General features: G+C 67.0%; 9 protein-coding genes and 1 pseudogene. 6 read left to right on the top strand and 4 right to left on the bottom strand.

The window, feature by feature from the left end; genetic code table 11:
* Positions 1-8: 8 nt before the first annotated feature.
* Positions 9-1,430, bottom strand: coding sequence for a hypothetical protein (locus L1892_RS17355; protein WP_235724897.1), 1,422 nt, complete (start codon positions 1,428-1,430; stop codon positions 9-11).
* 307 nt (positions 1,431-1,737) lie between these two features.
* Here L1892_RS17355 and L1892_RS17350 point away from each other — a divergent pair, with 307 nt between their 5' ends.
* Genes L1892_RS17350 through L1892_RS17340 form a run of 3 tightly spaced genes read left to right on the top strand, consistent with a single transcriptional unit; the run spans position 1,738 to position 5,866 of the window.
* The gene (locus tag L1892_RS17350; RefSeq protein WP_235724896.1) at positions 1,738-3,003 is read left to right on the top strand and encodes a polysaccharide pyruvyl transferase family protein; all 1,266 of its coding nucleotides are present in this window, start codon (positions 1,738-1,740) and stop codon (positions 3,001-3,003) included.
* A gap of 42 nt (positions 3,004-3,045) precedes the next feature.
* The gene (locus L1892_RS17345) at positions 3,046-4,584 is read left to right on the top strand and encodes an oligosaccharide flippase family protein (RefSeq protein ID WP_235724895.1); all 1,539 of its coding nucleotides are present in this window, start codon (positions 3,046-3,048) and stop codon (positions 4,582-4,584) included.
* Positions 4,585-4,588: 4 nt separating this feature from the next.
* The gene (locus L1892_RS17340; RefSeq protein ID WP_235724894.1) at positions 4,589-5,866 is read left to right on the top strand and encodes a GNAT family N-acetyltransferase; all 1,278 of its coding nucleotides are present in this window, start codon (positions 4,589-4,591) and stop codon (positions 5,864-5,866) included.
* A gap of 62 nt (positions 5,867-5,928) precedes the next feature.
* On the opposite strand, the pseudogene L1892_RS17335 reads toward L1892_RS17340, so the two are convergent.
* A pseudogene (locus L1892_RS17335) lies at positions 5,929-6,779 on the bottom strand (enoyl-CoA hydratase-related protein).
* A gap of 129 nt (positions 6,780-6,908) precedes the next feature.
* Here L1892_RS17335 and L1892_RS17330 point away from each other — a divergent pair.
* From L1892_RS17330 to L1892_RS17320, 3 genes are read left to right on the top strand one after another with little or no spacing between them, the layout of a single operon-like run.
* Positions 6,909-7,067: a hypothetical protein gene (locus L1892_RS17330; protein WP_235724893.1), complete on the top strand. Its 159-nt coding sequence runs from the start codon at positions 6,909-6,911 to the stop codon at positions 7,065-7,067.
* Positions 7,068-7,091: 24 nt separating this feature from the next.
* Positions 7,092-7,748 carry a PaaI family thioesterase gene (locus tag L1892_RS17325; protein WP_235724892.1) on the top strand — a complete coding sequence of 219 codons (657 nt, stop codon included), beginning with the start codon at positions 7,092-7,094 and terminating at the stop codon, positions 7,746-7,748.
* A gap of 42 nt (positions 7,749-7,790) precedes the next feature.
* Positions 7,791-9,620, top strand: a complete 1,830-nt coding sequence (locus L1892_RS17320; protein ID WP_235724891.1) for a hypothetical protein — start codon at positions 7,791-7,793, stop codon at positions 9,618-9,620.
* Positions 9,621-9,766: 146 nt separating this feature from the next.
* Here L1892_RS17320 and L1892_RS17315 read toward each other — a convergent pair whose 3' ends face one another.
* Complete coding sequence (locus L1892_RS17315) at positions 9,767-11,038, bottom strand: saccharopine dehydrogenase family protein (protein WP_235724890.1); 1,272 nt, start codon at positions 11,036-11,038, stop codon at positions 9,767-9,769.
* 124 nt (positions 11,039-11,162) lie between these two features.
* On the bottom strand, positions 11,163-12,254 hold the full coding sequence (locus L1892_RS17310) for an AbrB family protein (protein WP_235724889.1): 1,092 nt from the start codon (positions 12,252-12,254) through the stop codon (positions 11,163-11,165).
* Between the last annotated feature and the right edge of the window lie 251 nt (positions 12,255-12,505).

Genomic DNA, 12,505 nt, shown 5'->3' with positions numbered 1-12,505 from the left:
CCGCGTGCCTAGCGGGTCTTGGCCGTGCCGTGGTCAACGGCGCTCCCGACGGCAGGTGGGGTGGCGGGCGCTTCATGCCCCGCCCCGGAGTCGGTCGCGGATTCCGAGGCGTTCTCCGGGGAGGCGTGGCGTCGTTGGACCAAGGTGGAGAGCCGGCCGGACCGGATTGTTCTGCGGGGGGTCTCGATCAGGACGGCACCCAGGATGTCGCCTCCTGCCTGTCGACAGAGCCGCTGGGCGGTGCGCACGTCGGCGAGCGCGGTGACCGACTCTTCGGCCACCAGCAGTGTCCCATCGGCTTCGGCGCAGATGCTCTGCGCCGTCGCCGACTCGACCAGTGGGGGTGCAGTTATCAGCACGAGGTCGGCGCGTTCGGTCAGCGAGTCCAGCAGCTCACGGAGATGGTAACGATTCACCGGACGGCTGCTGGTGATGTCCGAGTCCGGGCGAATTGTCTCCACCGTGACCGCGGACCACGCGCCGGCACCCGGTTCGGAGGCGCGGGCGTGGTCGACGACAACCACCCGCAGTCCCGTATCCGTGAGTTCCGTTGCGATGCGTCCGACGGTGCTCTCGACCGCCGGTCGCTCGCGGGGCGCCGCCATCACCAGAGATCGGGGATACTTGTCGAGCCCGGTGATCGCGTTGGCAAGCTGCCCGAAGCGTGGGTCGTCGTCGACGTCGTGGTCGGGCGGAAGTTGGCCGAGGACCTCGATGCCGGTCCGGAGCTCCAATTCGGGGCCGGAACCGACGCGGCGCGACAGCGCGCCCCACGCCAAAGCGAAACCACAGCCGACCACGAGTCCGGCCAGCACGGCGAGCCCCAGTGTCGTACCAAGATTCGGTTTCGAGGACGACACGCTCGATTGCAGTTCGATGATCTCGATCTGGTTCGTGGTGTCGGCGTTGATCTGGCTGATTCGGTCTTCCATCTGGATCAGTGCTTGCTGGGGGACCACTCCGTTCGTTTCGCGAATGTCGTCGAGCGGACGGCGGACTTCCGCGATGGCGTCGGCGCGACTGGCTCGAAGAGCATCGTTGACCGTGTCCCGGAGCGCGACGGCAGCGTCTGCCGCGGCGGATTCGACGTCGCCCGACGACGACGAGCTCGCGGTGATGTAGATCAGTGGACTGGGCGCAGCCACCACTGCGGTCAGCGTCACGTTGTCCGGAACGTCCGCGATCTGTCGCAGAATCGATTGGTTCTCGGGCTGGTTGAAGAAGTCTGTGTAACCGTGGGCCAGCATGGCGTCCTGCTCGGGAGCGCGCGTCTGGGAGACCACAGCCAGGGTTGCCCGGCTGCTGTAGGTGGTGTCGGCCCTCACCGCGGAAATGATTCCCGCGGTGAGAAACAACAGCAGGACGACGGCGACGACCCACCACCGCCTGCGCAGCCGATCAAGTTGAACGCCGAGTGTACTGGTCGCCATCCGCGTCATCCCTTCGACAGGCCCCCGCGCCCGTAGATCACCCGTCGCCCCGGGTCTGCCGAGGCGAGATTGCTAACGTATCCGCCGTAGTCTACGTCCTGTCCAGTACAGTGAAGCCCACGTCGGACCAACGTGTACCGCCAACGGCTTGTGATGTCAGCCGGGACGAGGCCGGACAAGGTGTAGCTCGCACGATGGGGTACTACTGATGGCAGAAGCCGAAACTGCAACCCGGGCAAGGGGTCAGGATCTCCGGATCCTCGTCGAGAATAGTGAATACTGGCTCCGTAACAACGGTGACCTGGCCATGATGCAGGTGACCATCGATCGGTTGCGCGAACGATGGCCCGCGGCGCGGATCGCGGTCCTCACCGACGCTCCCGCGTTGTTGCGGGCGTATTTTCCGAATGCCGAGGCGATCACTGTCGGTGACAAGGCGCCTTGGTCGCCATCGACCCTGGTCGAGAGGGCTGCGGTCATCGCCGGCCCGCAGTGGGTGGGGCCACCGATGTTGGCCTGGTTGCGTGCACGGGTGTGGTTTCCGCAGAAGGCGCGCGGAGCTCGTCGTCGCGCGTTGATTCGATGGCGGGCCCTGATCGGCGATGACACGCCGGCCCCGCCGACCCCTCCCCGCAAGCCCGTGACCAGGGGCTCCTTCGCGGCCGTCGAGAGCGCTTCGCTGCTGCTGGTGATGGGTGGCGGCTATCTCGCTGATGTGGACGCGGCCCAGACGCGGCGGGTGTTCAACTTGATCGAGCACGCTCACCGTCACGCTGTCCCGGTGGCAATGGTGGGGCAGGGGATGGGGCCACTGGACGACCCGGTGCTTCGCACCCGGGCCACCGAGGTGTTGTCCGTCGTCGACGTCATCGCGTTGCGGGAGAAGCTGCAGGGTCCCGTGTTGCTGGAGTCACTCGACGTTTCATCGGACCGCGTATCGGTCACCGGCGACGATGCGATCGAATTGGCTTACCGCATCAGATCTGTTGGTCTCGGCGCGGAGATCGGGTTGTGCCTGCGGGTCGCCGGCTACTCACCGATCTCCGACGACATCCAGCAGACCGTCGGCGCGGTGGTACGCGAATCGGCTCGCGTGCGCGGCGCGGCCTTGGCCCCGTTGATTATCGCCGAATACCGTCGTCAGGATCGCCGATCCACGCTCCCGCTGGTCAGGGGTTATTCTCCCCAGACGACGCCACCGGGAAAATACGTGGCTCCCGAGGTGGTCGCCGAACGTGTATCACGGTGTCGGGTGGTGGTCACGGGGGCCTACCACCTCGCGGTTTTCGCACTGTCGCAAGGCATCCCGGTAGTGGCCTTGACGGCATCGCAGTACTACGACGACAAGTTCCTGGGCTTGTGCGACATGTTCGGTGGCGGCATGCAGGTGGTAGATCTGCGTGAGCCGAATCTGGAGGGCGTGTTGTCCTGCGCGATAGCGGAAGCCTGGGACAGCGCTTCGCGCGTTCGAGAGTCGCTGCGGGAAAGGGCCCGCGCACAGGTGGACACGAGCCGGGAGGGTTTCGAGCGGGTGTATCACCTGGTCGAGAACCGCCGTCCGGCCAGACGGTAGCCGCGGCATGTACCCGCCGAGTGAACACACAGGAACAGCGACTTGACCAGGTCATCGGAGCACAACGACCCGCACGGCCCAGAAGCCGAGTCGGAGGGCTCGTCGCTGCGGCGCAATATCGGCAACGTCGCTGCGGCTTCCGCGGTCGCGCTCGTGGTCGGCGAGCTGATCACCTTCGTCCAGACGATCGCGTTGGCGCGCCTGCTGTCCCCTGCCGAGGTCGGCGTCTTCGTGGCCGGCACGGTCCTCGCGCTGTTCCTCGGCAACTTCGTCGAAGGCGGCCTGCGTTCGGCGCTCATTCACCGGGACGACAAACTGATCGACTCGGCGGAGACCGTCTTCTGGGTCACTGCGGTTTCGGGTTTCCTGATGAGCCTGCTGACGCTGGCTGTATCCCCGGTGATCGGACTGGTCTTCGACAACGGCGAGGTCGGGCTGGTCGCCGCAGCATCGTCGGGGGTGCTGTTCCTGTACTCCTTCACCAACGTTCCCGAGGCCATGCTGCAGCGGGAATTCAGTGTCAAGCGGCGGCTCATCGTCGGCCCCAGCGTCGCCGCGGCCTACGCCACCGTGGCCGTTTCGGCGGCCGCGGCGGGCTGGGGTGTGTGGAGTATGGTCGCCGGGATCTACGCGTCGTACGTCGTCTGGGTGGCGACGGTCTGGTTGATCTCCGATTGGCGACCCGGCCGAGGACACGTCTCGGTCACGCTGTGGCGCGAACTCGCCCGCTATGGCTTGCCCCTGGTGTTCGGGATGATCGGTGCCCGTGTGCAATCGCTCCTCGAAGCGGTCGTCGTCGGTCGCGGACTCAGTGAGACGGATCTGGGGTATTTCCGGTACGGGCAGCGCATCTCGATGATCCCGGTCCGGGCGATCCTCGAGGTCGGTGCGGTCGCGTTGTTTCCTGCATTCTCGCGAATCTCCGCGGAGCCCGAGCGGATGAAGCCGGCCTATCTGCGCGCATTGCGGTGGGCGACGGTCGGAGCCGCCGCGCTCAGCGGACTCATGATCGCGCTCGGACAACCCGCGGTGGTCATCCTATTCGGGGAACAGTGGCGAGAAGCCGGTGCGGTCGTCGTGGCGATGGCGGGTCTGGGATTTGGAAAGGCGATCATCTCGGTAAGCGAGGAGGCGATCAAGGGTGGTGGGCGTACCGGTCTGCTGAACTGGTATACCGCGGTCGAGGTGACGCTCGGAATCGTGTTGCTGCTCGTTTTCATCGGTCCGTTCGGGGTGGTCGGTGCGGGACTCGCGGCGTCGGTGACCGCCTTGCTCGTCGGAGCAACGGTGGCAGCGTTGGCGAAGCCGGTGGTCGGTTTCTCGCTGCAGGAGTTCGGTGCGGCCGTCGTGCCGCAGGTGCCTTGCGCGGTGGTGGCTACGGCCGCCTGCGCAGCGTTGGAGCACTTTGTCCTGCAATCCGATTCGCGTGGCGTACTACTGGGTGTCGGGTATCTGGCAGTGGACACCCTTGTGTTCGGTGCGGTCTACCTAGCTGCGCTGGCAGTCGTGGAACCGTCCGTCGTCCGGGTGATCTTCAAGACTCTCGGGACGGGTCTCGGACAGCTACGTCGGCGGGTGTGAGGTGATGATGATGCGCGAGGTGGCGGCCGCGCTCCGCGACCGGAGGGCTGGATCGGATCTGTCGAGGCTTCGGTTGGGCCCACGGATCGTGCGTGGGCGGAAAGTGGTGCTGCGCCAGCCGCAGTTCGGTGACTACGCTAAGTGGCGTCGAGTACGGTTGCGCGATCGCCGGTACATCGAGCCGTTCTGGGTGTCGTCGGATCTCGAGTGGGCAGACAGGCACACCAAGCGCCGTTGGATTCGAGAATGCATCGAGCAGCGCAAGGCAGCCGGCCGCAGCCATGCCGTATCACTCGTGATCGAAGTAGATGGGCGGCTGGCCGGGCAGTGCGCGATCAGCGCGCTTGATCACCGCACCCGGTCGGGCGAGTTGGGCGTGTGGGTCGATTCGGAGCTGGCGCACGAGGGGGTGAGTGGCCTTGCGAGTGCGATGCTCGTCGATCACATGATGAACTCCGAAGATCTAGATCGTGTCACGGCGCCCATCTGCGTGGACAACGAACCCGCTCTGCGCAGCGTGGCAAAGGGAGGAATGTACCGCGAAGCGGTGATGCGCGAGTCCTTCGATGCGGGAGGTCGTCGGCGGGACCATCAACTGTGGGCGGCGACCCGCGACAGGATGCCTGACGGTGGGTATGCCGATTATTGGCTCGCGCACTTCGCTGACACCGACATCGGGGCATTGACTCCGGTATCCGTCCAGGGGCATATGCGGGATATGCTGGTGCATTTTCCGATCTGGTTCTCGGAGTCGATCCGCCACGTCATCTGGGACTGGCGTGCCGGTCGGGCACGGCGGCGTCAGCTCGAGAGCCTGCAGATCCGGACGTCCCCCGGCTCACCCGTGGTCTTGCGGCGCGAGGTGCGCGCCCGTCACGATTCACCATCATCGTTGCCGTCGACGGGGCTCCTCGCGGAGGTCGACGGGGTCCCTGTGATGCGGTGCGAGATTCACCTGTTGCACCGGCCGTGGGCCACCGCAGACTTGTCTCTCGAGCCGCTGGGCGAGACAACTTCTGAGATCGCGGGAATGGTGACAGCCGAGTTGCTTTCCTACGCCTTCGAGGTCGCCGGGATGTTGCGCGTCTGCGTCGCCGTGCCCGTTGACGATCAGCGGATCGCCGTCGCCCTCGAGTACGTCGGCCTCCTGCGCGAAGGCAAGCTGCACAGCGTCGTCGACTCGCAGGGACGACGTGGGGATCATGAGCTCTGGGCGGTCACGAAGTCCGCGTGGGGTGGCCCGGTCGATCGAGGCAACGGCGCACCACGGCTGATCGTCTGATCGACGTCAGGACGCGAGGACGTTCGCAACCGTGGGTCTGGAGTAGCGCCCGTCCCGTCAGTCTAGATGGACACGCATCCCAAATCAGGAGATCCCTTCTGCAGGAATGCATCCTGGCTCTCCGCGGCCTCATCGGTCATGTACGCCAGGCGGGTGGCCTCACCCGCGAACACCCGCTGGCCTATCAGGCCGTCGTCGGTGAGGTTGAGCGCGAACTTCAGCATCCGCTGCGCGGTGGGTGATTTGCCGTTGATCGTGCATTCCTGTTCGATGGCCGTCGCCACGCGGTCGGCATGGTCGACGACTCGATTGACCGCACCCATCTGGTGCATCGTCTCGGCGTCATTCGCCTCGCCGAGGAAGAAGATCTCCCGGGCGAACTCCTGTCCCACCTGCGCGGCGAGGTAGGCGCTGCCGTAGCCCGCGTCGAAGGACCCGGACGTCGGCGTCGGCCTGCTTGAACCGGGCGCGTTCCCGTGCGGCCAGATTGAGGTTGCACACGGCGTGCAACGAGTGGCCGCCTCCTGCGGCTCAAACCGTTGACCACCGCGATGATCACCTTGCGCAAGGTCCGGATGAGGCGCTGCACCTCCAGGATGTGTAGCCACCCGCCGCCGCTGCAGAACGCTCACCCGCCGTCGCGGGGGCTCGGGCCGTTGCCGGTGAGCAGCACCGTGCCGACGTCGGGGGAGCGTCGCGCATGATCCAGCGTCCGGTACAGCTCGTCGACGGTGTGGGGACGGAACGCGTTGCGGATCTCCGGGCGGTCGAAGGCGATGCGCACGATCCCGTGCTGTCGGCCTTCGCCGACGTGGCGGTGGTAGGTGATGTCGGTGAGTTCATCGAAACCGGGCACCGGAGCCCATTGGGTGGGATCGAAGGGGTTCTGGGTCGCGGAACCGGCATCAGTCATGAATCGAGCCTAAGTGGTCGGGTCCGTGAGTTGTGTCTCGACGCCCTTCTGCGGATCGTGACCGCAGTGGTACCGACGGATATGCCCTAGTCGGCGGGGTTTCTGCCGCGATCGTGGCATCCTGGACACGTGGGCTGGGTCATCGTCGCGATCATCCTCACCGTGTGGGTCACGGTGGCGGTGGTGCTTGCGTTGGTGATCGGTCGCTCCGTATGGCTGCGCGACCGCAACGAGAAGCCCGAGCCGATACCGCACGTCGATCCGCCGGGATCACGTCGCGACGGGTGAACGGCCGTTCTATACGGTTGATCCATGAGTGACGGTTCAACCAGCCCGGAGTCGACCACCGAGATAGAGGAGGACCCGCACGAGGGCGGGTTCCGGGCGCACACCGCCATCACCACCGAACGTGGCGGGCCCCGCTACGGGGAGTTCAGTGAGCAGGCGCGGACCCTGATGGACAACGTCCGCTACGCCTGCCCGACCCCGGAGTTGGCCGACGAACTGATCGCCGATCTGGAGAAGATCAACGCCAAACTCGCCGCCGTCCGCATCGACGAGTGGCATTCGCCGTCGGGCACCCGCATCGACCTCCCGGCGCGCGGCAACATCACGCTGCCCCCGTTCGAGGTGACCGAGGTCAACGACGACGGTGTGTTCGCGTCGGTCACCTTCCGTGACTTCCACCTCGGCGGCAACAAGGCCGCGCACGGTGGTCACGTGGCCGTCGCCTTTGACGACCTGGGAGGTTACGCCTCGGCGGTGGCCATCCAGGGTGTCAGTCGCACGGCCTACCTCACCGTGCAGTACCGGTCGATCACGCCGCTCAACACGCCGCTGCAGGCGCACACCTGGGCCGAGAAGGTGGACGGCCGCAAGGTGTTCATCAAGGGCACCCTGCACGATGGCGATCGGTTGTGTGCGGAGATGGATGCCCTGTTCATCAAGCTGAATCCGGGGCAGCAGTAGCGGTTTCGGTAACGATCCGGCAACGGCGAGCGATCCACCGGTATGTCAGTGAAGAGAGTTCGACGCACTCGGGTCATCGTCGCCTCCTCCGGGATCGCCGCCGCGTTGCTGATGGCCGCGCCCGTCGGTGCGGCGGCCGCCGACGAACTCACCGGAACCGAACCGGCCTCGCCGAGCGCCGACGGGGATGGTGCGGTCAGCAACCCCTCCACGACCGACACTTCCACGACTGCCCCCTCCACGAATGCGCCGCCGGGCACCGGGGAGTCGGGAGCAGGGGACTCGGGAAGTGGGGAGCCGACCGAGACCACCGCACCGCCGGCCGGGGAGTCCGACGGTGCGACCACCAAACCCGCGGATCGCGACGAGTCGGCGCCGTCCGAGGAGTCCACCGGAACCACGCAGCCGCCGTCTGAGTCCTCGCCTCCGGAGACGTCTGGGCCCGCCGAGACGCCGGACTCCGCGACGGAAACCCCGTCCACCGAGGTCGACGACCCGACCACCGCGCGAGAGGTCCCGACCTGGTCGTGGCCGTCGGGCCGCCACCGCGCGGATCACGAGCCGACCGGACGCCACCGCGCCGACGAGCCCGCGACGGGGCGTCACCGCGCGGCTACCGATGACGCTCCGACGGAAGACGCGGTAGGTGACGGCGCGGTAGGTGATGAGGCGGCGCGGGTGATCGGCGAGGTCATCGGCGAGCCGGGCACGGCGGCCGCGGTGTCGGCGGGCGCCGACACGGAGCCGCCCGAGCAGCAGAAGCCGCGTCCGGGCGCGTTCTACGGTTTCGCCGGCGACGTCGGCGCCGGCGGTCTGATCTTCCTCAACCAGAGCCTCGCCGCGGGCGGTGCCTTCCTGCGTCGCAGCCGCGGCGACGGCAGTGACCTGCTCGGGCTGCTGAATCCCGGGGATCGGGTCACGGTGCCCGCCGCCAGTGTGGTGGGCCCCCTGGTCGACTCGGCTGACGCCAACCCGGCCGTCGACGACACCGACGACTCGCTGATCGCGCAGGCCTTCGACGTGCTCACCGCGCGGCTGCAGTGGTGGATGATCGACCCGGACAACCGTTTCTACGACCCGTCTGACTTCCAGGTGCTGATCGGCGACAACTATCGCATCGCCGACGCCGACGACATCACCTACACCTACGATGCGGATGCAGACACCATCACGTTCACCAACACCGGTGACACCGACGTCGCGGTGATCGCGGTGGACCAATACAACGTGCCGCACGGCGATGGGCTGTACCTGGTGCCGGCCGGAGAGTCGACGACCATCGACGCCGGCGGCGACATCTCCGGATACGTCGTGCAGGGGGATCGGGACGCCGAAGGTCGCGCCATCATCTACGGAATGGTTGTGGTGCAGGATGATTCGACGCTGAGCCAGAACTTCAACCCGTTCGGCGGCGCGATCCGCGACGCCGATCAACCGATCGTCGACCCCGACAACAAGTTCTGGGATCCGTCCGAGGGGCTCGCGACCGGCATCCTGTGGCCGCTCGACGCGGTGGGCGCCGACGGCGCCGCGGACGGCGTCTACTACTCCACCGATGCGAGCGGTGTGACCATCCACAACGACAGTGACGGCGACATCGCGATCATCGTGTTCAGCGGTACCGCCGACCGAAACCTGGTGCCTCAGACCAACTTCTACGTGGTGCCCGCCGGCAGTGCGCACACCATCGAACTCGACGAGGGAGGCTATGCCCTCACCTCGGTGCAAGGGGAGCGCGTCGTCGGCGGGCGGGACGACGGGAAGCCGCGCCTCTACGGCAGTTTCGTCGCGCTGAACAGTGGCGACGACACCGTGGTGACCGAGATCGACAATGTACCGCAGGATGAGCTGCCGCCGCTGACGCGGGTCTGACACCAGCCACCCCGGGTGGCTGCGTTGGGCGCGGAAGCCGTGAGCACCTCGCAATGCAAAGGCCCGTCACGAAGGGCCCCTCGGCTCGCTCCTCAGGGATCAGTGGTGACGTTTGGCGGGTTCACTCCGGTGCGGAGGTGTCGCACTCAGGTGAGTTCGACTGCCTCGAGCGTCGCTCCCGCGTCCTGTAGCCGCCGGGTGAGCACCTCGCCCATCGCCGCGGCCGGGGTGAGCACACCGGTCAAGGGGGACAGACGATCCCGTTCGAGCGCCAACGACAGGGCACTCTCGCCGAGCATCACCGCGGTGGCCTTGTAGCCGGGGTCGCCCGACATCCGCATCGTCGAGCGGTAGCGGCGGCCGCTGGGGGTGGTGGTATACGTCTCGGTGACAAAAGAACCCTTCTCGCGGGCCTTTTCGCTCGGTCCCTCGCCCGGCTTGGGTAGCAGTCGGTCGAGGAGCTTGCGGGTCGGCCCGAAACTCATGGCGCCCAAAAAGACTCCGGTCCCGACCGCGACCGCTCCGGCGGTCACCGTGGACACACCCGGAATCCGGCCGACCGACATCGTCTCGGCGTAGTGGAAGTCCTCGCCGTAGGCGTTGTCCAACAACGCGTTGGTGCGCCGCACGATTCGGGTATTGGACGCGGCCATGAAGAACGGGGCCAGAGTGCCGCTCATCGACGGATCCACCTTCTTGGCCGAGATCATCGACATGTCGCTGGGTTCGGACTTGATGGCCGGCCGCGGCGTGTTGCCGGGCTCCCCGGACAGCGAATGCGGGTTGAGCACCAGGCGACGGGTCTCGGCGTTGCGCGACTCTTCGGCCATCACCCGCACCGAATCGAAGGTGCCGCCGGAGATGCCGCCCTTGAACGACTTGACCACGAAGGTGGTGTCGGTGAGCTCACCGGCGTTGTCGTCGGCGATCTTTTTGTACAGCAGGTACACACCGAGATCCGACGGCACGGAATCGAAGCCGCAGGAGTGCACGATCCGCGCGCCGGTGGCCTGCGCGGTCTCGTGTGCCTTGTTGATGGAGTAGTGCACGAACGGCGCCTCGCCGGTGAGGTCCACGTAGTCGGTGCCGGCGCTCGCGGCGGCCACCACCAGCGCCTCGCCGTAGCGCAGGTATGGGCCGACGGTGGTGCACACCACGCGGGTGCGGGCGACCATCGCGTCCAGCGAACTCGGCGACGACGAATCGGCGACGATCAGCGGCCAGTCGTGGGCGCGTGCGGGTAGTCGTTTGCGGGTGGCGGCCAGTTTGGTCTCCGACCGGCCGGCCAGCGCCACCTTGGTGCCGCGTGGCGCGTGCTCGGCCAGATAGCGGGCGGTGAGTTCGCCGACGAAGCCGGTCGCACCGAACACGACGACATCGAACTCGCGGGCACTGGTCGAATTGGGCTCCCCGTTCATGGTCTCGACTCTAGACAGCCGACCGGAACGGGTCGAGGGCCGACCGGCGCGCATCTCACTGCGGTGCCGGCAACCGCCCGCGACAACTATTGTCTCGGGTGACCGCTGAGACTGCAGCTGTAACTCACGAGGCGAGTCGTCGGGCGGCTGCGCGGGCCGCGAACGGGGCGACGAACAGCATCAGCAACACTCGCAGGATCTGCGCGGCCACCACGAACGCGACGTTGCCGCCGGCGGCGGTCGCCGCGGCGAGCACCGCGTAGATGCCGCCCGGGGTGGTGGCTAGGTAGCAGTCGAACATCGACTCGCCGGTCCACACCGACAGCAGCACTCCCAGCAGCGCGCAGCCGACGCCGATCGCGAGGATCAGCACCAACGCGGCCGGCAGCACTCGGCCGATGGCCCGTAGGCGGTCCATCGTGAAGCCGAGGCCGGCCTGCCAGCCGATGATCGCGTAGGCGACGGTGAGCAGGATCGTGGAGACCGCGGCGTCGCCGGCCAGGCCGGTGAGTTCGGCGACGGTGGCCAGCGCCATCGGACCGAGGAGCCCAGCCGCGGGCAGCCGGACCAGTCGTCCGACGGGGATGCCGATACCCAAGCACACCGCCAGCAGTACGAGGCCCCACCCCTGATCGGTGGCGCTCGGCGGCGCCTCGTGCACCGCCGTCGACTGTGCGTCGAACACCAGCGAGGCCACCAGCGGGATGGTGATGGTGACCAGCGCGACCCGCAGGTACTGGATCACCGCGACCATGCGTTCGTCGCCGCCGAACTCGCGGGTCAATGCGACGAGCCCGGACGCCCCACCTGCGACGAGCGCCAGCGAACCGGTGAGCGGGTCGACGAGGCGGTGCAGGCCCAACATCGCGCCACCGGCCACCGACAGCGCGAGTGTGCCGAGGCCGATCACCAGCACCGGGAACCACGACGACCCGAGCCCCGACAGCGTCTCGGGCTCGGCCATGGTGCCGATGAACACACCGAGCACACCCTGGGCGGTGTGCATGATCGGCCGCGGGATGGCCGGTGGATCGGTGTCTTCCGGGTCGTCGTCGGTGGTGTCACGCGACCTGCGCAACGGTGGCGCGAATCCGGCGATCGCCAGCATCCCGGCGACGACGAGCGCCGCGAACAACGCCGCGGCGTCCACATCGAGAAGTTCGAGAAGATATGTCGCGGCTGCGGTCAGGACGGCCAGCAGTATCCAACGACGCACTCGGTCGAGGATATGGGGTGGTCTCGATCTCGACGAGCTCGATCCGGCGGATACGCCTCGTCGCAGGCTCCTCGGCTACTCGACCAGCGGTCGTCAGCCGGTGATCGAGTAGCCGCGAACGAAGTGAGTGGCGTATCGAGCTATGGGGCCGGCTTCGCCGGTGACGCGGAGATGCGAAGGTTTGCCGTGGTTGAGTCGGGTGGACGGGCGATACTGGTGGGTGTGTCACGTTGTGAACCCGTTGATCTCTA

The organism is Gordonia tangerina, assembly GCF_021556435.1.
GTDB classification, from domain to species: domain Bacteria; phylum Actinomycetota; class Actinomycetes; order Mycobacteriales; family Mycobacteriaceae; genus Gordonia; species Gordonia tangerina.
The sequence above is the reverse complement of the archived record's forward strand: the minus strand, read 5'-3'. Positions and strand labels throughout refer to the sequence as shown.